Annotated in this window: 21 protein-coding genes and 1 pseudogene; 10 read left to right on the forward strand and 12 right to left on the reverse strand. The window is 62.5% G+C overall.

Features of this window, described 5'->3' with window-relative positions; genetic code table 11:
* Positions 1-2,197 precede the first annotated feature (2,197 nt).
* The 3 genes from VG320_RS24525 to VG320_RS24535 form a co-directional block, all read right to left on the reverse strand.
* On the reverse strand, positions 2,198-2,788 hold the full coding sequence (locus tag VG320_RS24525; protein WP_327202654.1) for a flavin reductase family protein: 591 nt from the start codon (positions 2,786-2,788) through the stop codon (positions 2,198-2,200).
* Positions 2,789-2,885: 97 nt separating this feature from the next.
* The gene (zapE, locus tag VG320_RS24530; RefSeq protein WP_327202655.1) at positions 2,886-3,977 is read right to left on the reverse strand and encodes a cell division protein ZapE; all 1,092 of its coding nucleotides are present in this window, start codon (positions 3,975-3,977) and stop codon (positions 2,886-2,888) included.
* Positions 3,978-4,089: 112 nt separating this feature from the next.
* Positions 4,090-5,022, reverse strand: a complete 933-nt coding sequence (locus tag VG320_RS24535) for a LysR family transcriptional regulator (RefSeq protein ID WP_327202656.1) — start codon at positions 5,020-5,022, stop codon at positions 4,090-4,092.
* A gap of 241 nt (positions 5,023-5,263) precedes the next feature.
* Between VG320_RS24535 and VG320_RS24540 the strand changes: the two genes are divergently transcribed.
* From VG320_RS24540 to VG320_RS24550, 3 genes are all read left to right on the forward strand, one after another.
* On the forward strand, positions 5,264-6,037 hold the full coding sequence (locus VG320_RS24540; protein WP_327202657.1) for a putative hydro-lyase: 774 nt from the start codon (positions 5,264-5,266) through the stop codon (positions 6,035-6,037).
* 49 nt (positions 6,038-6,086) lie between these two features.
* Positions 6,087-7,385 (forward strand): MFS transporter, encoded by a 1,299-nt coding sequence (locus tag VG320_RS24545; RefSeq protein WP_327202658.1) that lies wholly within the window; start codon positions 6,087-6,089, stop codon positions 7,383-7,385.
* Between the two features lie 71 nt (positions 7,386-7,456).
* Positions 7,457-11,095 (forward strand): hydantoinase B/oxoprolinase family protein, encoded by a 3,639-nt coding sequence (locus VG320_RS24550; protein WP_327202659.1) that lies wholly within the window; start codon positions 7,457-7,459, stop codon positions 11,093-11,095.
* 8 nt (positions 11,096-11,103) lie between these two features.
* On the opposite strand, the gene VG320_RS24555 is transcribed toward VG320_RS24550, so the two are convergent.
* Both VG320_RS24555 and VG320_RS24560 read right to left on the reverse strand, forming a co-directional pair.
* Positions 11,104-12,420 carry a DUF2252 domain-containing protein gene (locus tag VG320_RS24555; protein ID WP_327202660.1) on the reverse strand — a complete coding sequence of 439 codons (1,317 nt, stop codon included), beginning with the start codon at positions 12,418-12,420 and terminating at the stop codon, positions 11,104-11,106.
* Between the two features lie 201 nt (positions 12,421-12,621).
* A complete protein-coding gene (locus VG320_RS24560; RefSeq protein ID WP_327202661.1) occupies positions 12,622-12,954 on the reverse strand; it encodes a hypothetical protein in 333 nt (110 codons plus the stop codon).
* Between the two features lie 225 nt (positions 12,955-13,179).
* On the opposite strand from VG320_RS24560, the gene VG320_RS24565 reads away from it, so the two are divergent.
* From VG320_RS24565 to VG320_RS24575, 3 genes are all read left to right on the forward strand, one after another.
* Positions 13,180-15,294 (forward strand): phosphocholine-specific phospholipase C, encoded by a 2,115-nt coding sequence (locus VG320_RS24565; protein ID WP_327202662.1) that lies wholly within the window; start codon positions 13,180-13,182, stop codon positions 15,292-15,294.
* Positions 15,295-15,434: 140 nt separating this feature from the next.
* Positions 15,435-15,878, forward strand: a complete 444-nt coding sequence (locus VG320_RS24570; protein ID WP_327202663.1) for a GFA family protein — start codon at positions 15,435-15,437, stop codon at positions 15,876-15,878.
* On the forward strand, positions 15,875-16,219 hold the full coding sequence (locus VG320_RS24575; protein WP_327202664.1) for an immunity protein Imm33 domain-containing protein: 345 nt from the start codon (positions 15,875-15,877) through the stop codon (positions 16,217-16,219). The genes VG320_RS24570 and VG320_RS24575 overlap by 4 nt, the downstream gene beginning before the upstream one ends.
* Here the strand turns inward: VG320_RS24575 and VG320_RS24580 are convergent.
* Entirely contained in the window at positions 16,192-17,073 is an 882-nt protein-coding gene (locus tag VG320_RS24580) for a LysR family transcriptional regulator (RefSeq protein WP_327202665.1), read from the reverse strand. The genes VG320_RS24575 and VG320_RS24580 overlap by 28 nt on opposite strands.
* 112 nt (positions 17,074-17,185) lie before the next feature.
* On the opposite strand from VG320_RS24580, the gene VG320_RS24585 reads away from it, so the two are divergent.
* On the forward strand, positions 17,186-17,611 hold the full coding sequence (locus VG320_RS24585; protein ID WP_327202666.1) for a VOC family protein: 426 nt from the start codon (positions 17,186-17,188) through the stop codon (positions 17,609-17,611).
* 56 nt (positions 17,612-17,667) lie between these two features.
* Here VG320_RS24585 and VG320_RS24590 read toward each other — a convergent pair whose 3' ends face one another.
* Positions 17,668-18,522: an alpha/beta hydrolase gene (locus VG320_RS24590; protein WP_327202667.1), complete on the reverse strand. Its 855-nt coding sequence runs from the start codon at positions 18,520-18,522 to the stop codon at positions 17,668-17,670.
* 158 nt (positions 18,523-18,680) lie between these two features.
* Positions 18,681-19,842, reverse strand: a pseudogene (locus VG320_RS24595) (GNAT family N-acetyltransferase).
* A gap of 438 nt (positions 19,843-20,280) precedes the next feature.
* Here VG320_RS24595 and VG320_RS24600 point away from each other — a divergent pair.
* From VG320_RS24600 to VG320_RS24610, 3 genes are all read left to right on the forward strand, one after another.
* On the forward strand, positions 20,281-20,826 hold the full coding sequence (locus VG320_RS24600) for a sigma-70 family RNA polymerase sigma factor (protein WP_327202674.1): 546 nt from the start codon (positions 20,281-20,283) through the stop codon (positions 20,824-20,826).
* On the forward strand, positions 20,823-21,464 hold the full coding sequence (locus tag VG320_RS24605; RefSeq protein WP_327202668.1) for a DUF1109 domain-containing protein: 642 nt from the start codon (positions 20,823-20,825) through the stop codon (positions 21,462-21,464). Before VG320_RS24600 ends, VG320_RS24605 begins: the two co-directional genes overlap by 4 nt.
* A gap of 403 nt (positions 21,465-21,867) precedes the next feature.
* On the forward strand, positions 21,868-22,551 hold the full coding sequence (locus VG320_RS24610; RefSeq protein ID WP_327202669.1) for a response regulator transcription factor: 684 nt from the start codon (positions 21,868-21,870) through the stop codon (positions 22,549-22,551).
* A gap of 14 nt (positions 22,552-22,565) precedes the next feature.
* On the opposite strand, the gene VG320_RS24615 is transcribed toward VG320_RS24610, so the two are convergent.
* The 4 genes from VG320_RS24615 to VG320_RS24630 all read right to left on the reverse strand — a co-directional run.
* Positions 22,566-23,273 (reverse strand): response regulator transcription factor, encoded by a 708-nt coding sequence (locus VG320_RS24615; RefSeq protein ID WP_327202670.1) that lies wholly within the window; start codon positions 23,271-23,273, stop codon positions 22,566-22,568.
* A 302-nt stretch (positions 23,274-23,575) separates the two neighbouring features.
* Complete coding sequence (locus VG320_RS24620) at positions 23,576-24,973, reverse strand: MFS transporter (protein WP_327202671.1); 1,398 nt, start codon at positions 24,971-24,973, stop codon at positions 23,576-23,578.
* 154 nt (positions 24,974-25,127) lie between these two features.
* The gene (locus VG320_RS24625; RefSeq protein WP_327202672.1) at positions 25,128-26,306 is read right to left on the reverse strand and encodes a CaiB/BaiF CoA-transferase family protein; all 1,179 of its coding nucleotides are present in this window, start codon (positions 26,304-26,306) and stop codon (positions 25,128-25,130) included.
* Between the two features lie 19 nt (positions 26,307-26,325).
* Positions 26,326-26,779, reverse strand: a 454-nt coding sequence (locus VG320_RS24630) for an acyl-CoA dehydrogenase family protein (RefSeq protein WP_327202673.1), incomplete at its 5' end; no start/stop codon positions are given.

Below are 26,779 nucleotides of genomic sequence, written 5' to 3' on the forward strand. Positions count from 1 at the left end.
ATCTCGCGCACGACCGAGAACTATCTTCGAAGCAGTTAAGGTGGCATTGCAGTGTGGCGATCGTCGCTGGCTGATGCAATTGAGGTCGCATTGAGTTGGGGCACGATTTAGCCTCTTCACTCTAGGAACGTTGGAGCCCTCCGGCGCTGCTCTAATAGATGAAAGACGTCGCCCGGAGAATGTTCAACGGTTGAGCGCATGACGTATCTATCGACGCCTACCCGGCGAATAGCGTGGATGGCTCTGCGAAGGGCAGGGGTACGACAGGTGCGGCGTCGTCGTGCGGAAGAGTTCAAAAGAGATAAGGGGGCCGAATTTGCGTGGCCGATGGGGGCATTGTTGGCAATCCGAGGGTGACATAAATCGACTCGACACACGTCACCCTCGAAGTCCTATCTTGGGATTGCGAAGCCTCCAGCGCGGGGTAGAACAAGGCATCGTTGCTGAACGACGCCGGGTTCACCTCTGCCACACATGGGATACACGCTCAGCCGATCGCGACGCTTGTGTCGACTCGACACGGTGTGCGCTGGCTTTAAAGCCGACGAATCTAGCTTCGACCGTCGGCACTAGCGAAGACAGGCGAAGGTTGAAGTCAAACTAAGTCAATCTCGTCTCTTTGTTCGATCCGCAACAGAAGCGCTACAGTGTGTCGAATCGACACACATTGGGCTTTGGATTCAAATGGTGAGAATGCGTACCGCCCGCATGTCGACGAGCAGGCATCACTGCCGAACTGCGTGATCGTGGTCGGTGGCCCACTATGGACTATCCATAGGCGTGTGTCGACTCGACACAGTGTTGTCCTCGTTTCAAGTGCGACGCATCTAACTCCGACCGCAGACTAGCGGAGGCCTAAAAGCAGCTTGATAAATAGATCCAAGGTCAATCTAGTTTCGACGTTCGAGCCGCGGGGGAGACTCGACCGTGTGTCGAGTCGACACACGTCACGCCTTGGATTAAAACAATCGGAATGTATGCCGCTCCCACCTAGGCGGGCAACCCCACTGCCGGGATGCTGAGTTGAGTCGCCATCGGCGTTGTACCGCCATGGAACGTCCGCTTGGCGGATCGCGAGATTGTCTAGTTTCGGGGTTCGAGCGGCGGCGGAGACACGACCGTGTGTCGACTCGACACACGTCAGTCCTTGGATTCACCCTTTGGAAAGCGCGCCGTTGGCTCCCGGCAGTCAGCCCACTGCTTCGCTGGATCGCTTTTCGCCCGCCATACCGCTATGGAACGTCCGTGTAGCCGATCACCAAGATTGTGTCGAGCCGACACACGGTTGTGTCTGTTTCAAGTCCGACGGATCTAGCCCGACCGTGGACTAGCAGAGCCAGAAGAACCGGTTGAGAAATGCATTGACGTCAATCTGGTCTCAATGTTCGACCCGCACCAGGAACTCGGCCTTGTGTCGATTCGACACACTTCCTGGCGTGGCTCAATCCTTCACGAACTCTCTTGCTGTCTGAGGTGGACTTCGATGCGACGTTCCGGGCTGTAGGGAGTAAGTCACGCAAGAAAACCTTTGAGGGTATCTCGACGAGAGAAATCTTTTGCTGCGGAAATGAATCGGCGCAGAGCAATGTCTCGCTGGCAAAGTGCTGCGGAGCATACTCCAACGCGAAGGGGCGCGCTGTCTAGAGGTCCTTCGCAATCCTGCTGATCTCTATGGCAGCGGGGAAACGTCCACTCAGGCCCACGCGAACATCTGCAACACGATTAAGCTTTCGCAAGGTACAAACGCAACTAACTGACTATTGTCCTGCAACCACTCCGCCTCGAATGTTCTTCGCAATCAGATTTCGAAACCCAAGAGAGCGAGAGATCAGCAACTCTTCCACCCACAACGCCCCAGATTCTCCCTGCTTTCCCTGACCAAACGCAGTTTGGTCGGATCAAAATCACCCCAATCTCCCGCCGCGTGAAACATTCGCCTCAATTGGAATAACCCGGTAAAATCCTTATGCAACAAGGCCTTGCGCCCTAGAAATTCACCGCGGTGAGGAATGTTTCACGCGAGGAACGGTTTTCGGACCCCAAAAATTAGCCTAACTGAGTCTGCCTGCTTCCTGTTCAGGCAAAAAATGTTTATTCGTATCTTTTGCTACGTATTTTGTAGTTATTCGAATAAACGATCTCGGAAGCCACAACGGTAGCGACTACCGCCGCAGCTTCCTTAAACCCGCCCAAACCCTTACGCAGCAGGCGTGCGCGCCTTCACCGCGTCACTTGCCAACGCAAAATTCCCCGCCCCCAGGTGGTGAATCGTATGCAGGTCGCGATTGCTGTCGTCGAATACCCAATGGCCGCCGGAAAACACCCGCGGATCCGCAGCCGCTGACACCACCTCGCAAAAGCACGTGTCGTAAGCATCTTCAGTGTGCTGCTCGGGAATCAACTTGCATTCCATCCAGGCCGCAATTCCCGCTTCAAGCACCGGAACACCCAACACCGGACCTTTCACCGCGTCGATACCGAACTGCGCAAATTTATCGGCATCGCGTCCACTGACACTGCCCACCGCAAAAGTAAGGTCCATCGCGGCCGCGCCCGGAACGCAAATGGCGAACGTGCCGCTTGCGTGGATCAGTTCTCGCGTGAAGGTTTTTTTGTCGATCACCACGGCGATACGCGGCGGCGTGAATTCAACCGGCATCGACCAGGCGGCGGCCATGACGTTGTGACGCGCGCCGTCCGAACTCGTGATCAGGACGGTCGGGCCGTGATTGATGAGGCGGCTCGCGTGTTCGAGCGCAACAGCTTTGAATCGGGAGAGCGTGTCCATCGTGTTGTCAGTCCTTCGTGTCAGGGTGCGAGGGACTGTACAACAGTTGGAAAAACGGTGTGACGCGTGCCGGCGCGCGGCACGCGGGTGAAGGGCGTTACTTGAACGACTCTGCTGCGACTGGCGAAGCGCACGCCGACACGCGATGCGCCCGCGCGAGTTCAATCGCGTAAGCGCTCGATTGCATTTCGGCGAGGCGACTCGTCGTGCGCGACACATCATGCGCGCCCTCGAGTCCTTCAAGCGCAGCGCGCACTGGCTGGTCTGACGCGATGAACAGCGCGTGCTTACGGTCGTAAAGGATATCGATCAGCCAGACAAAGCGCTGTAGCACATCGCTGCGCCGGAGCAACGCCGTCTCCAACCGGTCGAGAATCACGCCGCGCCAACGCTCGGCGAGCGCGAGGTAGTCCAGATGTGAGCGAGGCGCACCGCACAGCGCGTCGAAATCCACCCACACCAGTTGCTTGCCCGCAGCCGTGACCGGCAGCGATCGGCCGGCCACTTCGACATCGGCCGGATGAATGGCAGCCTGCGTTTCGTATTCAGCGAAGATCGTCCACAGCGCTTCGCGTGTGTCGTCGAGCGGCGCGAAATAGCGAAGTTGTGTCGAGTCGACACAGTTTTCGCGGTAGTCGCGCGGGCCGTCGAATGTGACGACTTCGAAATGGCGTTCGATACGCGCGATGGTCGGCTCGAAGCGCTCGTGAAACTCAGGATCGGGCAGCAGGTTGCGCGGCGCGTAGTTTGAGGTCAGCACGATGCGCGTGCCGCAAGCGAGCGCCGTCTCCAGAAAGCGGCCGATCAGAAATGCATCGGCGATGTCGTGCACGTGGAATTCGTCGAAGTAGAGCAGATCGATGCCGTCCAGCCACGCGCGCGACACGTCGCCGAGTCGGTCGTCGCTGCGCGGTGCCTGCACGACCAGCCGATTGATGTCGCGAATGAATTGATGAAAATGGATGCGCCGTTTCGCGCAGGTAGCGAGCGCAAAAATCGTGTCGACGATCAGGCTCTTGCCGCGTCCCGGCAGGCCGTGGCAATAAACGCCGCGAATTTCGCGCAGCGCTGCGTCGGTGCGGCCGCCGTGGAGCAAGGCGCAGAGTGCGTCGATTGCCTTTTGCTGGCTATCGTCCGCGACGATCCCTTTTTTGGCGAGTGCGTGGGCGATAGCGGACGGGTCGATCATGTGAAGATTCTGGAAACGTCGGTCAAAAGGCAATACGCGTTCCTCACGCGCAGACGCGCCAGTTTACCAGCGCGCTTGCGCGGCCCGCTGCCAGTTCCACACCTCGTACACGTTACAGGCGTTCGATCAGACGCCGATCGCCATGTTCGCAATAGTCGTGACAAGCAGCGCGCGCGGCGTTGGCGGCGCCGTGCACGAACAGCGGCGCGTCGGTGCGTCGCGACATCGACACCACGATCGACGGTGGAGAGGGATTCAAGGGCAATTCGACGACTTCGCCGCGCGCGATGAGATCGTCGACGAAAAGGCGCGGAATCGCGGCCACCCCAAAACCGTCGCGCACGAGTTGCACGATCACTGAAATCGACGGCGAGCCGGTAATGCGCGTCTCGGAAAGCGGCACGCCGTTCGCGAGTGCGAGTTTGCCGACGATATCTTCCAGTGCCCGATGCGGCGCGGTTCCGCGCCCGAATGTGAGAATCGGCTGACGCAGCACGCGCTTTGCAAGCCCGCTGCGTGAGAGCGGCAGCAGTCCGGCGCGAGCGATCCAGTGCACGGGGTAATTCGCCAGCGCATCACATACTACGGATTCCTCATCACTGCCTTCTACACGTACGATCAGATCGAGTTCGCCGGCCATCAGGCGTCGTTGCAAAACGACGCTCACGTCCACCGCAAGCTCGATTTCGAGTTGCGGATAGTCGTTGGCGAGCCGGCGCATATAGTCCGCAAGCCAGCTATGCACGACGGTCTCGATCACGCCTAGCCGCAGCTTGCCGCGCATCGCGCCTTCATTGGACGCGGCGGCTTGCAACTGGCGGGTCGCCTCGACGACGGCCTTCGCGTAGCCGAGCAGATATTCGCCATTCGGTGTAAGGCGGAATTCGCGGCTGTCGCGATCGACCAGCACGGTTTGCAGTTCTTCCTCGAGCGCTTTCAAGCGCTGCGAAATGGCAGCCGGCGTAGCGTGCAGCGCGCTTGCCGTCGTGCGAAAACTGCGCAGTTTGGCGAGCGTGACAAAGGTTTCCAGAAAGCGGGTGTTCATGGCGTGAGCGCGCGGCCAAAGTAAAGAAGCGGAGAAGGGGCAAGAAAAGCGCTTCAAAAAAGCCAACGTGATTCGGGAAAACCCGTGGTTTCGTTAAGAAATTCTATTCATCGGCGGCTAAAAAAACTAGTTGGCGTCAAATTTTCTTCTTTTTTAAGCTGTGTCTGAGAGCAAACGATTCGCCACGCATGTTTCGTGACGATCACGCCAATCCTCCGTTATCGATAGAAGCAGGCTCAACATGACCCCGTATGAATTCCGTCAGGCCGTTCGTCACGGCGATTTCCGTGGACCGACCGCCGGCCATTGTGGCGACTATGCGCAAGCCAATCTGGCGATCCTGCCTGCGGCCTTCGCGCACGATTTTCTGCGCTTCTGCCACGCGAATCCGAAGGCGTGTCCGCTGCTAGGCGTGGGCGAGCCGGGCGATTTCCGCGTGCCGGTGTTGGGCCGTGACATCGACATTCGCACCGACGTGCCGGCCTATAAGGTTTATCGTAACGGTGTCCTAAGCGAATGCGTCGACTCGATCGAAGCCTTGTGGCAGGACGATTTCGTGGTGTTCGCGATTGGTTGCTCGTTCTCGTTCGAACAGATGCTGGCGAAGGAAGGCATCGGCCTGCGCCACGTGGAGGAGGGCCGCAACGTGCCGATGTATCGCACTCACGTCGCGAACCGCACTGCCGGTGTATTCGGGGGCGAACTGGTCGTGTCGATGCGCCCGCTGCGCGGCGCCGATGCGATTCGCGCCGTGCAGTTCACCAGCCGCTTCCCCGGCGTACACGGTGCGCCTGTGCATATCGGCGATGCGGCGGAACTGGGGATCGCCGATCTTGCGCGGCCCGAGTTTGGCGATGCGGTGACGATCCGCCCAGGTGAGTTGCCGGTCTACTGGGCGTGCGGCGTGACGCCCCAGACGGCGCTGATGGCCGCGAAGTTGCCGCTGGCGATTGCCCACGCGCCCGGCCACATGTTGATGACCGACATCACCAACGCATCGCTGGCCGTGTTTTAGGCCACGCCGCGCCCAGATTCTCCCACGCGTCTATCAACAGGAGCGACAGATGGACAGCAAAACTTTCACAGCCAGCGCGAGCGAAACCGCCGGGGACGACAGCGGTTCGCAGCTTTCCTGGTATGCCGAAGCGGGGCCGCTCGCGCGCCGTGCGTTCTGGAGCTGCAAGGTCGGTTACATGCTCGACGGGATGGACACGCAGATGCTGTCCTTCGTGATTCCCACGCTGGTCGCGACCTGGGGCATTTCGCTCGGCGACGCGGGCTTTATCGGCACCATGACGCTGTTGTCGTCGGCGCTGGGCGGCTGGATTGCGGGCATTCTTTCCGATCGCATTGGCCGCGTGCGCACGCTGCAGCTCACCGTGCTCTGGTTCGCGCTGTTCACGGGCCTGTGCGGTCTTGCGCAGAATTACCACCAGCTGCTCGCCGCGCGCGCGTTGATGGGCTTCGGCTTTGGCGGCGAATGGACGGCGGGCGCGGTGCTGATCGGCGAAGTGATCCGTGCGCGCGATCGCGGCAAGGCCGTGGGCCTCGTGCAGTCGGGCTGGGCGATTGGCTGGGGCATTGCCGCGCTGCTGTATGCGGTGTTGTTTTCGCTGATGGCGCCGGAATTTGCGTGGCGCGCGTTGTTTCTGATCGGCCTCGTGCCCGCGCTACTGGTTCTGGTGATTCGCCGATATGTGAAGGAACCCGAAGTATTCGAGCAAACAAAGACCGCGCAGAAGGCGTCGAACGATACGCCGCGCTTCACCGAAATCTTCGCACCGAAGCTGCTTTCGACGACCCTGCGTGCAGCGCTGCTGACGACGGGCGCGCAGGGCGGTTACTACGCGATCACGACCTGGCTGCCGACCTTTCTCAAGACCGAACGTCATCTCACGGTAATGGGCACGGGCGGCTATCTGGCGATGATCATCGTGGGCTCCTACGTTGGCTATCTGTCGAGCGCGTGGCTCACGGACCGCCTTGGCCGTAAGCCCAATTTCATTCTGTTCGCGGTCGGATCGATGGCGATTGCCTTCGCCTATACCTCGCTGCCGCTCACCAATGCATCGATGCTGTGGCTTGGCTTTCCGCTTGGCTTCTTCGCGTCCGGCATTTTCTCAGGCATGGGTGCGTTCCTGACCGAACTCTTTCCCACCCGCGTCCGTGGGTCGGGGCAAGGATTCTGCTACAACGTGGGCCGTGCGATCGGAGCACTGTTTCCCGTGTTGATCGGCGCGTTGTCAAAACAGTTTGGTCTTGGGACGAGCATCGGCATGTTCGCCGTGGCGGCCTACGGCGTGCTGATTATTGCAGCGCTCACGCTGCCCGAAACGCGCGGCCGCGAACTCGAATCCACCTGATTTTCAAGGCTCGCTTAGCACGAGCCTTATTTCGATCAATATTATTTCGTCATCCTTATAGAATGCGCACCATGAATCACGCTCAAACCCCTGACGCATGCACGCCTTCCCGTTGGCAATTCTGGATCGACCGCGGCGGCACTTTTACCGACATCGTCGCGCGTCGTCCCGACGGATCGCTGACCACGCACAAGCTGCTTTCCGAGAACCCCGAGCAGTATCGCGACGCCGCAGTAGCCGGCATCCGTCATCTGCTGGGTCTGCGCGCCGACGAACCCATCACGCCGCGTGACGTCGAAATGGTCAAGATGGGTACGACTGTGGCCACGAATGCGCTGCTTGAACGCAAGGGTGAGGCGGTGGCGCTCGTGACCACGCGGGGTTTGCGCGACGTGTTGCGCATCGCCTACCAGAACCGGCCGCGCCTGTTCGATCTTGACATCGCATTGCCGGAAGCCCTCTATGATCGCGTCGTCGAGATCGACGAACGGATTGGCGCCCAGGGCGACGTCGTCGAATCGCTTGATCTTGAGCGCGCCGAAGAGGCGCTGCGCGACGTCCATGCGGCAGGCATCCGCGCGCTTGCGATCGTTCTGATTCACGGTTATCGCCATACCGCGCACGAAAGCGCGCTTGCGACACTGGCGCGACGCATCGGCTTCACGCAGGTATCGGTGTCGCACGAAGTCTCGCCGCTCATGAAGATGGTTTCGCGCGGCGATACGACCGTGGTCGATGCCTATCTTTCGCCGATCCTGCGCCGCTATGTCGATCAGGTCGCAAGTGAAATGCCGGGCGTCAATCTGCAATTCATGCAGAGCAGTGGTGGCCTTACGCGCGCCGACCGCTTTCAGGGCAAGGACGCGATTCTGTCCGGGCCGGCAGGCGGCATTGTCGGCATGGTGCGCGCCGCGCAGGCGGCGGGCTTCGAGCGGGTGATCGGCTTCGACATGGGCGGCACCTCGACCGACGTGTCGCATTTCAACGGCGAATTTGAGCGCGTGTTCGAAACCCAGGTGGCGGGCGTACGCATGCGCGCGCCGATGATGAGCATTCACACGGTCGCGGCGGGCGGCGGTTCGGTGCTGGGCTTCGACGGCGCGCGTCTGCGCGTCGGCCCGGATTCGGCGGGCGCGAATCCGGGTCCGTGCGCGTATCGCCGGGGCGGCCCGCTGACCGTCACCGACTGCAACGTCATGCTTGGCAAGATTCAGCCCGACTGGTTTCCGCGCGTGTTCGGACCGCATGCGAACGCACCGCTCGACCGCGCGGCGGTGGTCGAGCGCTTCAACGCGCTGGCCGATACGATTTACGCGGCGACCGGCCAGCGGCGCTCGCCCGAGGACATCGCCGAGGGCTATCTGGAGATCGCCATCGGCAGCATGGCGAATGCCATCAAGAAAATCTCCGTGCAGCGGGGTCACGATGTTTCGCAGTACGTACTCACGACGTTCGGCGGCGCGGGCGGTCAGCATGCGTGTGGCGTGGCGGATGCCCTGGGCATGAGCCGCGTGTTCGCGCATCCGCTTGCTGGCGTGCTTTCGGCCTTCGGAATGGGACTGGCCGATCAGACCGCGATGCGTGAGCGCGCGCTCGAAATCGTGCTGGAAGACGCGTCGCTCGCGCGTGTTGAAGCGGCGCTCGACGCGCTCGCGCAGGAAGCCACCGGCGCATTGCTCGAACAGGGCGTGGACGCCGTGCGCATCAGCACGGCGCGACGTGTGCACCTGCGCTATCAGGGCACGGATTCGGCGCTTGCGGTTAATGCGGGTAGCGTGGCCGCGATGCGTGCGGCGTTTGAAGCGGCGTATCGTCAGCGCTACGCGTTCCTGATGCCCGACACGCCGCTTGTCGTCGAGCTGGCGTCGGTCGAAGCCATCGGCGCGGCCGATACGCAGGCCGTGACGGCCATACTGGAATCGCGTGACACAGAGGCGGCGCCGCTCGCGCAAGCCAACGTGCGCTTCTACTCGGGCGGACGCTGGCACGACGCCGCGCTCTATCAGCGCGATACGCTCATGGCGGGCGACGTGCTCGACGGTCCGGCGATCATCGCGGAGAAGAACGGCACTACCGTAGTCGAGCCAGGCTGGCAGGCTGCGTTGACCGGGCAGGGCAACGTCGTGATGACGCGTGTGACGCCGCTGCCCACGCGCCGCTCGATCGGCACCCAGGCCGATCCCGTGCGCCTTGAAATCTTCAATAACCTCTTTATGTCGATCGCCGAGCAGATGGGGCTGCGCCTGCAAAATACGGCGTATTCGGTGAACATCAAGGAGCGCCTGGATTTTTCCTGCGCGATTTTCGACGCCGCCGGCAACCTCATCGCCAACGCACCGCACATGCCCGTGCATCTGGGATCGATGGGCGAGAGCATCAAGACCGTGATCGAGCGCAATCGCGGCACGATGCGCGACGGCGATGTGTTCATGCTCAACGATCCGTATCACGGCGGCACGCACCTGCCCGACGTGACGGTCATCACGCCAGTCTTCGCGGATCGCAGCGCGGAGCCCCTGTTTTATGTGGGTTCGCGCGGCCATCACGCGGATATCGGCGGGATCACGCCAGGGTCGATGCCCGCTGCCTCGACGCATATCGAAGAGGAGGGCGTGCTGATCGACAACTGGCAGCTTGTGTCTTCGGGCGTGCTGCGCGAGCGCGAAACGCGCGCACTGCTGGGCTCGGGCCGCTATCCCGCGCGCAACATCGACCAGAACATGGCCGATCTGCGAGCCCAGGTCGCCGCGAACCAGAAGGGCGTGGATGAGTTGCGCCGCATGGTTGCGCAATTCGGTCGCGACGTAGTGCTCGCTTTCATGCAGCACGTACAGGACAACGCGGAAGAAGCGGTACGGCGCGTGATCGATGCGCTCAAGGACGGCGCTTACCGCTACGAACTGGATAACGGCGCGGTGATCGAAGTGGCCATTCGCGTCGATGCCGCAGCGCGCAGTGCGGCGATCGACTTCAGCGGCACGTCAGCGCAGTTGCCGAACAACTTCAACGCGCCGAAGGCCGTGTGCATGGCCGCAGTGCTCTATGTTTTCCGCACGCTGGTGGGCGACGATATCCCGCTCAACGCAGGCTGTCTGAAGCCGCTGACTGTTACGGTGCCCGAGCGCTCGATGCTCAATCCCGCCTATCCGGCGGCGGTGGTGTCGGGCAACGTGGAGACGTCGTCGGCGATCACGAATGCGCTTTACGGCGCGCTTGGCATCGTCGCGTCCAGCCAGGGGACCATGAACAACTTCACCTTCGGCGATGCAAAGTATCAGTACTACGAAACGATTGCCGGAGGAAGCGGCGCAGGCGAAGGCTTCAGTGGCGTGGACGCGGTGCAGACGCATATGACGAACTCACGCCTGACCGATCCCGAGGTGCTCGAATGGCGTTACCCGGTGCGGCTCGAATCGCATCTGATCCGCGCGGGCTCTGGTGGCGGCGGACGCTGGCGCGGCGGCAACGGCGCAGTGCGGCGCATTCGCTTTCTCGCGCCCATGACGGCTTCGATTCTCTCGAACAATCGCATTCACGCGCCGTTTGGCGCGGCGGGCGGCAGGGCGGGGAGCGCGGGCAGCAACCGTGTCGAACGCGCATGTGGCGAGGTCGTCGCGCTCGGCCATATCGCCAGCGTGGAGATGGCCGAGGGCGACGTGTTTGTCGTCGAAACGCCGGGCGGCGGCGGCTACGGGCGCATGGACGCCTGAACCAGTATCTAGTTCACGCCGGTGGCATAGCGCCGGCAGTGTTCGAGATATCCCGCCTCGTGACTGCTCGCGAGTTGCACCACGCTATTCCAGAGCCAGAGCGGCGCATCGATCGTTTTCGAGCGATTGCGCCGCAATTCCGCAAGCCAGCCGCGCCGCGTGGGCGGGTCCATCTGCCGCGCGTGCGCCTTGCCCACCACCGCGGCGAGGTAAAAAGCGACCTTGCGCGCGTCATCCTTGTCGAGTTCGTCGATCTCCAGTTTGAGATCCTGGGGCAGCAATTCGCGTATCACGACCGCGCGATCGAGCAGGCGCGCGGCTCGCATGCGCTCGCCCAGAAATGGCGAAAGATGGCGCGCGCCTTCCACGACGCGTTCGGCGTTATCGCGCGGCATCGACGCATCTTCGTAGCGCGGCGCGGCGGCCTTCACGCCTTCCTTGATGTCCATGAGGCAGAGGTCGTCGCCTTCGACCACGCCGCCGTCCACGTCGAGCAGCACCGCATAACGCAAACGCCCGAGCGAGCTGCAGCCCTTCACCCAGTACGCGGCGTCGAGCACTTCTACTTCGCCTGCGTCGTTGCGTCCACGCAGACCGGTGGGCAGGCTCGCGATCGCCTCGTCGGCAAAGAGCGATGTAATCGCCTTGTTCTCCGCATGCGTGAGCGGCCAGAAGCGCTTGCCCAGCGGAATCGTCGGCTTGAGATCCTCGATGCGCTCTTCGGCGAGATGCCGCCATGAACGGCGCACCGCGAGCTTCATCGCCAGATGAACCGGCTCGGGCCGCTCGGGCAAAGCGGGCTTTTTGCGCTTCGTCTCGAACGCCGATTCATAACCGGCAGCCAGCGCCTCGATCATATGCACGATGGTCAGGCCCGAGAGCGACGAGCCGCGCGCCGCCGTCGCGAGCGACAGCCCGAGCCGGATGAGATCGTGCGCGGGATTGCCGATCACGGTCTGATCGAGATCGCGGATATGGACTTCGACCTTGCCGTCCTGATTGGCAATCGGGCCGAGATTGCCAGTATGGCAGTCGCCGCAGATCCAGATGGCCGGCCCGCGCGGCAGCGAGCCGCCATTCGCCTCGACGATCCATTCGTAAAACTGCTCGGTATTGCCGCGCACATAGGCGTGCGGCGAGCGCGCCATTTTCAGGCGGCGTTGTTCGGTGAGGATCGCCTGGCGCTGCGCGGGCCGGGGCAGTTTCTTCACGCGCCTGGCATCCCCGGGTTCGAGGATGAGTGCATCTTCCTTCTTGTCGTCCTTGTCCCGCTTCTCGCCCTTGGTCGTCCGGTTACTTTTCGTTTTGCTGGCTGACTGGCTCATTGTCGGCGCCCCTTTCGCAATTGCGCACGGATTTTGTGTAGTGCGATTCGATTGTGCGCGTTTGCACTTGCAAGCGGCGTGCCTTGTGTTTCATTACGATCTGAAAGCATTGGCCATTCGGGATGCTTCCAGCCGTGCGTCACAAAACTTAAAAGCGTTTTCGTTATGCTCCATCGCTGCCTTGCCGCTGCTTTCAGCACGTTAAGGCGACGCTCGGGCCGCCTCCTCGAGCCGTTGTTGTGCCTCTATCTGGACGGAGACTTCGATGACGGTCGATTTCGTGCCGGCGCGCCTGCGTATTTGCAGCGCGTCGCGCAAACGTTTGAGCCTGCCCGGCGTATTGTTCGTCAGCGCGACGACCTGGCTTGCGTGCGCGACCAGCGCATGCAGCGATCGCGCCGACGACGCGCGCGTTGCGCTTACCACGAGCGCTGCGCGTGAGCTTGCGCAAACACAGCCCACGCCTGCGTCAAGCTTCCAGGCTCCATCGGATTCCCCCAACAGCGTGAGTAGCGCGAACAGCAGCGCCGCCATCACCGCGCTCGCCATTCGCTCGCCCGCTCGCGCGAGCGCAGCACCCGACGGCGCGAGCGACGCAACAAGCAACGCAACAAGCGAAGCACCCCTCGCCCCACCCGAGATTCACACCGCCGATTGACAACGGACTGCACCCGGCCGCGCGACCTCGCGCCGCCTGCCGCCGTGGTTGGCGGCGCGGCGTCGCGCGTGCTTTCTCAACCTGAAGATGGAAACCACAACATGACTTCGAGAAGCCGCCGTGACTTTCTCCGCACCGCCGCGATGAGCGCCGGTTCGGCCACCGCCCTGACGATGCTGCCGCAGGGTATCCGCAACGCGCTCGCGATCCCTGCGAACAACCGCACGGGCAGCATCCGCGACGTCGAGCACATCGTCATCCTGATGCAGGAGAACCGCTCGTTCGACCATTACTTCGGCACGCTGCGCGGCGTGCGCGGCTTTGGCGACACGCGCGCCATCACGCTGCCCAACGGCAAGCCGGTGTGGAACCAGCCGCTCGCGGCGGGCGTTGGCGAGGTGCTGCCGTTTCACCCGACGGCCGCCAATCTGGGCCTGCAATTCATCCAGGATCTGCCGCACGACTGGCCGACCACGCACGCCGCGTGGAATGGCGGCCGCTACGACCAGTGGGTGCCCGCGAAGGGCACGACGACGATGGCGTATCTGACGCGCGACGACATCCCGTTCCACTATCAACTCGCCGACGCCTTCACGATCTGCGACGCCTATCACTGCTCGACGCTGACCTCCACGGACCCGAACCGCTACTACATGTGGACCGGCTGGGTCGGCAACGACGGCAGCGGCGGCGGCCCGGTGGTCGACAACGCGGAAGCCGGCTATGGCTGGTCCACCTACCCCGAAGTGCTGCAAAACGCCGGCATCTCGTGGAAGATCTATCAGGACATCGGCGAAGGGCTGACCGCCAAGGGTTCCTGGGGCTGGACGGGCGACAACCCGTACATCGGCAATTACGGCGACAACTCGCTGCTCTACTTCACGCAGTATCAGAACGCCCAGCCTGGCAACCCGCTCTACGACCGCGCACGCACGGGCACCAACGTGCTCGCAGGCGGCGGCTATTTCGACGTGCTCAAGCAGGACGTGGCGAACAACACGCTGCCGCAAGTCTCGTGGATCGTCGCGCCCGAAGCCTATTCGGAGCACCCCAACTGGCCCGCGAACTACGGTGCGTGGTATGTCGATCAGGTGCTGCAGATCCTCACGTCGAACCCGGATCTGTGGAGCAAGACCGTGCTGCTGGTGAATTACGACGAGAACGACGGCTTCTTCGATCACCTTGCGCCGCCGTTCCCGCCCGCATCGAGCGCAAATGGCCTATCGACCGTCGATACCACCAACGAAATTTTCCCCGGTAGCAGCAAGTACGCATCGGGCCCGTATGGACTCGGGCCGCGCGTGCCGATGCTGGTGGTCTCGCCGTGGTCGCGCGGCGGCTGGGTGTGTTCGGAGACTTTCGATCACACGTCGGTGATCCGCTTCATCGAGAAGCGCTTCGGCTCGCATCACGATCTGGCCGAGCCGAACATCACGCCGTGGCGTCGCGCGGTGTGCGGCGACCTGACCTCCGCGTTCAACTTCGCCACGCCCAACGCCGCGCTGCCGACACTGCCTTCGACGACCGGCTACGCGCCGCCGGACAAGATTCGTCATCCTGACTATGTGCCGGTGCCTCCGCTGGTCGGCAGCCTGCCGAAGCAGGAGAGCGGCGTACGCCTCGCGCGCGCGCTGCCTTACGAGTTGTTCGTGCGCTTCAACGCCAACGCATCGACGGGCAAGGCGCGCGCGCATTTCATCAATACGGGCCGTGCGGGCGCGGTGTTCCTTGTCTATACGACGGGTAGCGCCGATGCGCCGCTGACCTACACGGTCGAAGCCGGCAAACGTCTTGAAGATCAACTGACGATCGGCGCGACGGGAGCCTACGATTTCACCGTGCATGGGCCGAATGGTTTCCTGCGCCGTTTCGCGGGCAAGCAGACGCAGACGGGCTGGTTCGGCCATGGCGATACGGCGCGTCCCGAAGTGGCCGAAGGTTACGACGTGGCCAATGGCAACCTGCAACTGCGCCTGGAAAATACCGGTGGCGCGCGTTGCCAGTTCACCATCGTCAACGCCTACGATCCGGGCACGAAGATCCAGCACACGGTGCGCGGCGGCGACACCGAACAGCTTTATCTCGACCTGCGCAACGCATACGGCTGGTACGACCTGACGATCACCGTCGATAGCGACTCGAGTTTTGTGCGCCGCGTCGCCGGTCACGTCGAAACGGGTCGTCCGGGCTATAGCGATCCGGCATTGGGCGGCTGATACACCGCTTCGCCTGACTGAAAAGACCACGGTTGCGCCGCGAGGCGCGCCGTGGTTTTTTATGGGCGCTCGACGTGCAGCAAAGGCGAACACGCGAAACGTGGTTAAATCGCGCGCAGCTTGAAACCCATGGAGACGAAATGAGCGAATCGCCCCAACTCGCCTGCCTGTGCGGCGCGGTCACCGTCGATCTGACCGGCGAGCCGGCCGCGCGCGCGAATTGCCACTGCGCAAGCTGCCGCGACTTCTACGCAACGCCAATGCTTTCCGCCACGGCCTGGGCTAGCGAAAACGTCAAGGCGCATGGCGCGCTGCGGGTTTTTCAGCATCCCTCGAAGCAGATGTCACGCGCGTTCTGCGCAACGTGCGGCGAAACGGTATTCGGCACCAATCGCCTGGGCATGCGCGTGGTGCTCAACAGCCTGCTCGCGCGCGTTCACGGCGGCACGCTGCCCGCAAATCGCACGCCGACGATGCATCTGTTCTACCGGCATCGCGTGCTCGACGTTAGCGACACATTGATCAAATACCTCGACGGCTGGGATGGACCGACGTTCGAAGAACGCCACGAGGCGGCAACGTGATCGGCGACGAAGCAGGACGCACGGTGAGCGAACGCCAACGCGCGATATGCCGCAAATTTGGCCTGGACGCAACGCCGCCGGAAACGATGGTCGCCATGGCGATCGGCACTTTAGGGAACATGCCGGTATACGGTACACGCGTCCCACTGCCGGAAGGCGGCAATATCAGCTGGTTCATCCATTGCGGTGAGTATTCGGACGCGCCGGACTTCTATCAGCCGCTGCACGTCGAGCATCTGGCGCAGCGCTTGCCACGCGTACTGGATTATCTGGCGTTGCCGCCGGGCGCGCGTTTCATCATCGACGACCAAGGTTACGAAGACGCCTGGCTGGGTGAATGAGCGACCAGTAACCCTAACAACACGCGCGCCGCCTCGCTCATCTGCGGTGCGTCACGATGCACGATGCCGATGTCGCGATGAAACGTGTGATCGCCCAGATCGATCGCGCGCACGTCCGCTGGCCAGTGCCGGTATATGGCGGTCTGCGGCACGAGTGCGACGCCCACGCCATTGCCGGCCAGCTTGACGATGGCCTCCAGCTCGTCGAGTTCGCATACTTCCTGCACGGCGATCTGCATGCGTCTGAGGAAGCGATCCACCTGACGCCCGCCAAACGAAGCGCGGTCATAACGGATAAACGGCTGTTGCGCGAGCAACGTCATCCAGTCGTGGCCCTTGAGTGTGCGCGGCACGACCAGCCGGAATGGCTCGCGGGCGATGGGGCTCCAGCGCAAATCGCTCTGGAGTGCGAAGGGTGGCCGGATGATGGCGGCCAGATCGAGTTCGCCCGCATCGACGAGATTGACTAGCTCCATCGACAGCCCCGGAATCACACGCGTATGCGCGCCCGGACATTGCCGATGGAAGGCCGCGAGCGCGTCGGGCAACTGGGCGCGCTGCACCGAAGCAATCGCGCCGATATTGACGCGCACCGCTGCGGCCGAGTCCACGCTCACGGTGCTGAGATTGCCGTAGAGCCGCAACACTTCCTGCGCCTGCGCGAGCAATTGCTGGCCGCGCGGAGTCAGGCGCGCATGGCGTCCCTCGCGCTCGAATAGCGCGAAACCCAGTTCGGCTTCGAGACGCTGCATTTGCGCACTCACGGCAGCCTGGGTCAGCCCGATACGTTTGCCGGCGGCGGCGAAAGTCCCTTCGCGGGCCACGGCAAGCAGCGTTTTCAGCTCGCGGATCATTCGCAAATAATATTGATGAATCGGCGAATTATATATTGATTTTATTTTTCAACCGCGCGCCCTACCATGGCGTGATCCCCGCGCATTGAACCCGACAAACAAGGAGCACGCCATGAGTCTTTCGCCATTTCACCTGGCCATCCCCGTCTACGATCTCGCCGCTGCGCGCGACTTCTATGGCCGGGTGTTCGGCCTCGAAGAAGGGCGATCGAGCGCCCATTGGGTCGATTTCGACTTTTTCGGCCATCAACTGGTGATTCACGAGCATCCGAAAACCGCTTCGCAGGAAGCGGCGCACACCAATGCAGTAGACAGTCATGACGTACCGGTGCCGCACTTTGGCGTGGTGCTGGGGTGGGAGCAGTGGGAAGCGCTGGCGCAGCGGTTGCGCGAGTTCGACACGCAGTTCGTGATCGAGCCGTATATTCGCTTTCAGGGGCAGGTGGGCGAGCAGGCCACGATGTTCCTGTTCGACCCGTGCGGCAATGCGCTGGAATTCAAGGCGTTCAAGGATATCGGGCAACTGTTTGCCAAATGAACGCCTGAAGTGACGAGAGGCGCGCGCTGGAGAGCGCGCGCGCCGGTCTGGCTTGATCAGCCTTCGTAGATGAAGTTGCGGACGTGCGTGTTGAAGAGATCGGCGTGCGTGGCGTTCATGCCATGCGTCGCGCCCTTCATCGTCACGCGCTGCGCGAAGTCGATCCACTCGGCGAGCGCTTCGACGTTGTTGCGGAACATTAGCGGGCTGCGCTGGCCGTCGATCAACAGCGTGCGGCACTTGATGTCGGCGGCCGGGCGGCGCGTGTAGGCGGGCAGCGGATCGTCGAGCTGCTTGGGCAGCGTGGTCGCGTTGGCGATCGCCATTTCGCGGAACGCATGCGTGCTCTTGCGCCACGCGCCGGGGATGCTTACCGAATCGACAAACAGTTCCAGACCGTCTTCGAGCTGACCATTGCCGATCAGATCGGCCGCGCGCGTGCGCAGTGCGTTGGTGGCCGGCGGCAGGACGTCGTCGTCCTCTTCGAGGCGGCGCAGCGGGCCGCCCGGATCGGCCAGCACGAGCGTGCGCACGAGGCGCGGATAGCGTCGCGCAAGGTGATAGGCGATGCTGCCGCCGCGCGAGTGGCCCACCACGTGCACCGACTCCAGACCCAGCGAGACGATGAAATCGGCCAGTTCGTGCAGATGGCTTTCCCAGCCGAACTCGCCCTGGATGCAGGCATCGGCGGCCGGCCAATAGTGGCTCAGGCTCGGCGCGATGCAGCGGAAATCGTCTTCCAGGCCGTCGAGCTGCGGCGCCCAGTAGCGGTAATCGCACAGCGAGCCGTGGATAAAGAGCAGCGGCTCGCCGGTCCCCCGTTCGAGGTAAGGCAGAACGACGCCCGAATCGAGCGTCGCGAACGACAGGTCGGGCGGGGCAAGCAGGGACGGATCGATGCGTTGGTTCACTTGGAGATCACTCCATTCGCGGAGATGACACTTTGCCGCATCGGATCGCTTATGGGAAACGCATTAAATTGAAGCTAGCTATCAGATTTTCTGATACGCAAATGGGTGAAACCCTAGGTTTCATGGGTGAAACGCGGCTCGGGGCGGCAAGGTGCCGCTCACAGCGTCAGCCGGTAGCGGACGAAGTCGTCGGCGGCGGCAAACTCGTCGTAGAGCTTGCGCGCCGGATTGTCTTGCCGGGTGTGCCAATAGAGTCGAGACCAGCCGCGCTGCCGCCCGAGCGCGACCAGATCGTCGATCAAGGCCCGGCCGATGCCCTGCCCACGCGCGGCGGGATCGACGAACAGGTCCTCCAGATAGCAGATGGGTGCGTCGACCCAGGTGCCCTCGTGCAGTACGCTCAGGCTGAAGCCCAGCACACGGGCGTCGATTTCCGCGACGCGGCCGAACAGGGTCGCAGCGGGATCGAGCAGGCGCTGCCACGTGCGCTCGCTGATCTGCGGCGACACCTCCGCTTCATAGAAGGCGTTGTAGCCCGCCCAGAGCCGCAACCAGTCGGCGCGGTCGGCGGGCGCGATATCGCGGATGACAACGCGCTCGTTCATCCTCTCAGGCATCGCGCAGGCTCGTGAGCGAGGCGCGCTGCTGGCCTTGCGCGTCGAAGTTACCGGGTGCGAGCCAGGTTTCGAACGCGCGCTTCACCAGCGGCCAGTCCTGGTCGATGATCGCGTACCAGGCGGTGTCGCGGCTGCGGCCCTTGTAGACGACGGCCTGGCGGAAGATGCCCTCGAACTGGAAACCCAGGCGCTGTGCGGTCTGGCGCGACGGCGCGTTGAGGCTGTCGCATTTCCACTCGTAGCGGCGATAGCCGAGTTCGTCGAAGGCGTAGCGCATCAGCAGGTATTGCGCCTCGGTGGAAAGCGCGGTGCGCTTGAGCAGCGGCGAGAACGTCACGCTGCCGACTTCGATCGCGCCATGCGCAGGGTCGATGCGCATCAGCGCAAAGGTGCCCACGGCCTTGCCGCTCGCGCGGTCGATGATGGCGTAGTGCAGCGGATCTTCCGACGCGGCGGCCTTCGCCAGATAAGCGCGGAAGGACTCGAAGTCGCTGAACGGGCCGGTGAAGAGATAGGTCCAGTCGCTGCCGTCGGCTGCGGCGCTATAGGCCGCGAAAAGATCGGCGGCGTGCCGCTCGACATCGACGGGCTCGATGCGGCACCGCTCGCCTTCGAGCGTCACGCGCGCGGGGCGCTCGCGCGGCGTCCAGCCGTCCAGCGCCGCGCCGATGGGTTGCTGATACTCGTTCGTTCTCGTTGCCATGCTTCACGTCCGGTTCGTGCAATGAGGATTAGGGATATTGAACAGCATTAAGGTAACCCGCTTCGTGGCTCCCTGAAAGATCCACGAAGCGAAGAGGTGATGGAGCCACGCGCGCCGCCTGCGGCGGAAAAAAATTCCTCCTGGTCTGTAACCCGGCAGCCACCGCAAACGAACTAGATCGACATAGGCCCGCCGCAAAGGGTTGCCGTCAATCGACTGGAGAATATGAACGTGAGCTGGGCGAACCGGGTAGCGCAGTGGCAGACGGTGGACGATTCCGGCCCGCAGGGTGGCGCCGTGAGCGCCGCCGTAGGTACTATTGCGGGGCAGGACGGCTTCGGCTACGCTCACCCGATCGCGCCCGGATTCGACGACGACGCTGGCAGGAGCGCCGTTTCCGGCGCGTCATCCCATCGTCGCGACAACCCAGGACGCCCTTTGTACCCAGCGGAAATCCGTCTCAAAGCGCTGTTCGTCAGCGGCCTCGAAGGCGACGCCGATGCGTACCGCACTTTCCTGCAGGAACTCACGCGCCATTTGCGCGGGTATCTGCGCCGGCGCATCCCACAGTTGCACGACGATGTGGAAGACCTCGTGCAGGAAATCCTGCTCGCGGTGCACAACGCGCGCCACACCTGGCGTCCCGATGAACCGTTGACTGCCTGGGTGCACGCGATTGCCCGCTACAAGCTGATGGATTTTTTTCGCTCGCGCTCCCGCCGCGAATCGCTCAACGACCCGCTCGACGATCACACCGACCTGTTCGCGCAAGCCGACGACGAACCGACGCAGGCGCGCCGCGACATCGGCAAGCTGCTCGACCAGTTGCCCGACAAACAGCGCCTGCCCATCATGCACGTGAAGCTTGAAGGGCGCTCGGTGGTCGAAGCCGCACAGCTCACCGGTCTGTCCGAATCGGCCGTGAAAGTGGGCATTCACCGTGGCCTTAAGGCGCTCGCCGCGCGTATCCGGGGGGCGCAATGAAAACCGACGATCTCATTACGTTGCTGTCCACCGGCGTCACGCGTGTGGACCGCAAGGCGGTCGTGCGCCGCTTCGCGCGTGCGCTGCCGCTCGGGCTGGCGGGTTCGCTGCTGCTGGTCGCCATTGTGTTTGGCGTGCGCCACGATCTGATGGATGTCGCGCAGACGCCCATTTTCTGGGCCAAGATTGCCTTCCCGTTGGCCGTGGCGATTGCGGCGGCGCTCACGGTCAGCCGCCTCGGCCGACCGGGCGTGCGCGGCGGCTATGCGTGGGCGCTGGTGGCCGCGCCGTTCATCGCCGTGTGGCTGGCGGGCTGGGCTACGCTTGGCACCGCCGCGCCCGCCGAACGCGTGCCGCTCATGCTTGGGCTGTCCTGGCGCACCTGCCCGTTCAATATCCTGCTGCTGTCGGTGCCAACCTTCGTCGCGGTGTTCTGGGCGGCTAAGGGGCTGGCGCCCACGCGTCCGCGTCTTGCGGGCGCGGCGGCGGGGCTCTTCGCGAGCGCGCTCGCCACGATCGCCTATTGCGTCCATTGCCCGGAGATGAGTCCGGCGTTCTGGAGCATCTGGTACGCCATCGGCATGCTGATGCCCGCGGCGATCGGCGCGTGGCTCGGTCCGCGTCTGCTGCGCTGGTAGGGGCGTGCTTCGTCATACATGCAAGACGAAGCGCATCTGGAAAATTAATTAGTCATCCTTTAAGTGTCGGCGAAAATCGGACGCTTACCGCAAGCCTTTTGATATGTCCGCGTGACATGATTTAACAACCCCTTCAGCCGCTTTTGCTCAATAATAGGCTCGTTCCGGGCGAAATCTTGCGCAGTCCAAATCAAGTTTCGACGAAGGTCGCGCTTATGGCCTGCGTACTGCCCGGGAATGGACAACAGACACGCGGACTCGTAAAGCCCGAGGTTGGTCGCAGACTCTGGTGCTCCCCCTCACCTATGACCAACTTCTTTCTGCCAGACGGACGCGGGTGTTCGGCTGGCTTTTTTTTCGCCAGTCCGCAAGTGAAGCCAAAAGATAAAAGAACGAGTGAACGATGAGACTTGCCCTGCTTTCCGCCGATGCCGAACTCGTGGAACTTGCTTCCCGCACGCTACCCGACGAAGGCTGCGTGTGTCATCACTTTGCGCAGGGGAGCGCGTTACTGCGTGCGTTGCGTCGCGAAACTTTCGATCTGCTCGTGCTCGATCACGCGTTGCCCGACATGGCGGGTATTCGCGTGCTCAGCACGGTCCGAGCGATTGTTTCCATGCAGATTCCGGTCCTTTATGTCACATCGCTCTATGCGGAGCGCGACGAAATCAGTGCCCTGAACGCGGGCGCGGATGCCTGTATTAACCGCCCGGTGGACGCCGTTGTGCTGCGCGCGCGCGTGGCTGCCGTGTTGCGCCGCGCATCTAGCACGGGGCTCGAATATACCGACGAAAACGCCGGTGCATTCGAATTCGATCCCGTTGCCTGTAGCGTTTCGCGCAATGGCATCACGATCCAACTGACTGCGCGGCAATTCAGGCTTGCGCTGCTGTTCTATCAGCACGTAGGCACGACGCTATCGCGCGAGCACATTCTCGATCTGATCTGGATCGGCGAGACCGACGTCAACATGCGCAGCGTCGACACGCAGATCAGCCGCCTGCGCGCGAAGCTGCATCTCGCGCCTGAAAGCGGATACCGCCTGACGGCGGTACACGGCCGCGGTTACCGGCTGGATCGTCTTTAAGCGTGGCTTCGACCTTATAACGCGTTCTCCACGCTTTCGAGCCGATAGCCGTAACCATGCACCGATGTCACCACATAGCCATTGCCGGCATTGAGCTTGAGCTTTGAACGCAGCCAGCAGATGTGCGTGTCGAGCGTGCGCGACGAGGCGCCAAAGGTCTGACGCCAGACCGATTCGAAGATCTGCGCGCGCGATAGCGGCGCATCGAGATGGCGAAACAAAAACCAGGCGAGATCGAATTCACGCTGCGTCAGCGTGACCGCGTCGCCGCGCAGCGTGACCACGCCACGGCTCGTATCGAATTCATAGATGCCGTAGGATTCGAGCCTGGCGGGCTGAGGGTGGCGCGTGCGCCGCAGCAGCGAGCCAATGCGCGCAATCAGCGCTTCGGGCGAACGCGAGCGGACGATGTAATCGTCCGCGCCGGCGTTGAGCGCCGTGGACTCGGCATCCGCGCTATCGGGTTCGCCCACGATCAGTAACGGCATTTCCGTCGCCGATTGTCTGCGTAGCCAGTTCAGTGCCTCGATAACATGGCTGTCGCGTTCGAACCCACTCACGACAAGCAGATCGAGCGCGCCGCGCTGCAATTTGATGGCGAGTTCATCGAACGTCTCGATCTCGACGCACACGTAGCCGGAACACGCGAGCACGCTACGCAAAAACTCGCCGCGCAGCCCGGGGCAATCATAAAGACCGATGCAATTTTGATAGTTGGCCATAACGCGAACGTGAATAACGAATGACTGAATGAGCGCGTATTGCCCCATAAAGACAATGCTGACCCGTTTTGAATGCGAATAGATCGCAAACGTAATAGGCCGGAAATGAATAGGGCGTTTGTCGGCGATTTCGCTAATCAAGTCAGCGTGCCCGTACCTTAACTAGTCGAAATCCTGCAAACAATCGGAGAAGTGTTAATAAGATATAGACCGCCAGAGATAATGGGCACCATCAATGAAAAATGCCGCTTCGTCGAAACGAAGCGGCATTCAAAAAAACCAGTCAGGCGATATGCAGACGCTCAGTTCGCCTTGGTGCCCTGCGCAATGGTGGCGTCTGTGGTGAAGCCTTCGGCTTCGGGTTCACGCTGGATGTCTTCGAGCGCCGCACGGCTTGTTTCGACTCCCAGCGCGAGAATGGCCACGCACAGCACGGCGAGCACCACGCTCACCATCGCGATCACGCCCGACACGCCAAAGCGCTCGTACAGCAGCAGCGCGAGCCATGGGGTGACGATCGAAGAGGCCCGACCGCAGGTACCGGCTACGCCCGTGCCACGCAGACGCACTTCGGTTGGAAACAGTTCGGGAATGTAGCCGAACAGGCCTAGCGTGCAGATGGTGTAAATCGCGCTCACGAGGCAGAAGCCCACCAGCATGACGGCGACTGGCTCGCGCAGCGTCACGTAGATCCAGCCGAGCACCACGCTCACCACCGACGCAATCAGGATGCCACGCGCACGCCCGATGCGGTCGGCAATCGCGTAACCGATCAAACCGCCCACGGGCGAGCCCACCGACATCACGAACACGAAGCCAAGCGACTTCACGATCGACAGCCCCTGCGCGACGAAGAAGGTCGGCAGCCAGGCGATAAAGCCATAAAGGCCCACATTCACGCCAATGGCCGTGATGGCGGCGACGAAGGTGCGGCTGCGCATGCCGCGCGCGAACAGCGCGCTGATCGGCACGCGGCCTTTGCGCAGATCGACGGCGCGCTGCACGGGCGGCAATTCGCCGACCTGTGCGCTCACTTCGCGCTCGATGGCGGCGAGCGTCGCTTCGGCTTCGTCCAGACGCCCAACCGATTCGAGCCAGCGCGGCGACTCGGGCATGCGATGGCGCAGGAACCACACCACGAGCGCACCCACGCCCGCCACCGCAAACATATAACGCCAGCCCAGATTCGGGATGATCCAGTAGCCCGCCGCGAGCGCGGCGAACAGGCCGCTATTGGTGATGACGGCGAGCAGCGACACCCACTTGCCACGTGTGGCCGGCGGCACGAATTCGGCGAGCGTGCCCGCCGCTACCACCAGTTCCGCGCCAAGGCCGAGACCCATGATGAAGCGCAGCGCGATAAGCCATTCGATATTGGGCGCAAAACACGCGGCAATCGACGCCAGACCAAACACCGCCAGATTGAGCTGATACGAGTAGCGGCGTCCCAGCCGGTCGCCGAGCCAGCCCGCGATGAACGCGCCCAGCATCATGCCCACGAAGGTGGACGACACGAACATCGCGCCGTGATGCATGTCGGTGAAGCCGTCCTTGACCATCGAGGCGACCGAGCCGTTGGCGAGATAGATATCGAAGGCGTCAAGAAACGCGCCGCCGGCGATGAGGCCGAGAATCTTCCAGTGAAAGCGAGAAATGGGTAGCCGGTCGAGGCGACCGGCGGCATTGACCGAGTGCTGCATGAAGGTGTCTCCTTTGTGATGCCGCCCGTGCGACCCGAAAAAGGAGGCGCTGGCGTCTTCAACGTTGTGGCCGCGTGATTGTTTTGCTTCTATGCGCGGCTCGGGTACGGCGTCTCTTTTACAGCTTTGTTCTGCAATGCTTAGTGTTGAGTCCTCACACCGCGCCCGCTTCATGTAGCGCGCGAATGCGCGCCTCGTCGTAACCGAGTTCCTTGAGGATCGCATCGGTGTGCTGGCCGAGCGCGGGCACCGGGTCCATGCGCGGGGCGTCGGCCTGCGTCATGCCTGGCGGCAGCAGCGCGGCAATCTCGCCCGCAGGCGTGCCCACCTGCGTCCAGCGGCCGCGCGCGGCGAGTTGTTGATGCGACCACACGGCCTGCATATCGTTGATATGCGCGCTGGCGATCTTCGCCGCTTCGAGCCGCTCGATCACATCCTGCGCGGTGAGGCCGGCGAACACGCCCTCGATCAGCTTGCCCAGTTCCGCGCGATGCGCCACGCGGCGGCTGTTGGCGCTGAAGCGCTCGTCCGTGGCGAGATCGGGCTGGCGCAGCACGGTGTCGCAGAACTGCTTCCATTCACGCTCGTTCTGCAGGCCGAGCATGACCGACTTGCCGTCGCCGGCCTTGAACGGACCGTAGGGATAGATCGTTGCGTGCGCCGCGCCGTTGCGTTGCGGCGGTGTCTGGCCATCGAATGCGTAATAGAGCGGAAAGCTCATCCACTCGACCATGCTTTCGAGCATGGACACGTCGATGCGGCGGCCGCGCCCGGTTTTGCCGCGCTCGATCAGCGCCGCCAGGATGCTTGAATACGCGTACATGCCTGCCGAAATATCGGCGATCGAGCAGCCAGCCTTGGCCGGCTCGTCGGGGGTGCCCGTGACGCTCAGAAAGCCCGATTCGCTCTGGATCAGCAAGTCATAGGCCTTCTTGTCGCGATACGGGCCGTCGCTGCCATAGCCCGAAATATCGCAGACGATCAGACGCGGGTAGCGCTCGCGCAACGACTCGTAGTCCAGCCCGAGGCGCTGCGTCGCGCCGGGCGCCAGATTCTGCACGAACACATCGGCGTCGGCGAGCAGGCTGTGCACGATCTCTTGTGCTTCGGCGCGCTTTACGTCGAGCGTGAGACTTTCCTTCGAGCGGTTGGTCCAGACGAAATGCGAGGCCAGTCCGTGCACGCGCTCGTCATAGCCGCGCGCGAAGTCGCCCACGCCGGGACGCTCGACCTTGATGACGCGCGCGCCCAGATCGGCAAGCTGACGCGTGCAGAACGGCGCCGCGATGGCATGCTCGAACGTGACGACCTTGATGCCTTCGAGAGGGCGCATGAATGTCTCCTCGATTGGATCAGAAGGAACGCGGCAGACCGAGCATATGTTCGGCGACGTACGAGAGAATCAGATTGGTCGAGATCGGCGCAACCTGATAAAGGCGCGTCTCGCGGAACTTGCGCTCGACGTCGTATTCGCACGCGAAGCCAAAGCCGCCGTGGAATTGCAGGCAAGCGTTGGCGGCTTCCCACGAGGCGTCGGCGGCGAGCAGCTTCGCCATATTGGCCTGCGCGCCGCAGGGTTCGTGAGCATCGAAACGTCGCGCGGCTTCAAAACGCATCAGATTGGCCGCTTCCACATTGACGAATGCGCGCGCGATCGGAAACTGCACGCCCTGATTCTGGCCGATCGGCCGGCCAAATACCTGGCGGTCCTTCACATATTTCGTGACGCGGTCGATGAACCAGTAGCCGTCGCCGATACATTCGGCGGCGATCAGCGTGCGCTCCGCATTCAGGCCGTCGAGGATG

Origin of the sequence: Paraburkholderia sp. (assembly GCF_035948235.1) — a bacterium.
In the GTDB taxonomy this organism is placed as follows: domain Bacteria; phylum Pseudomonadota; class Gammaproteobacteria; order Burkholderiales; family Burkholderiaceae; genus Paraburkholderia.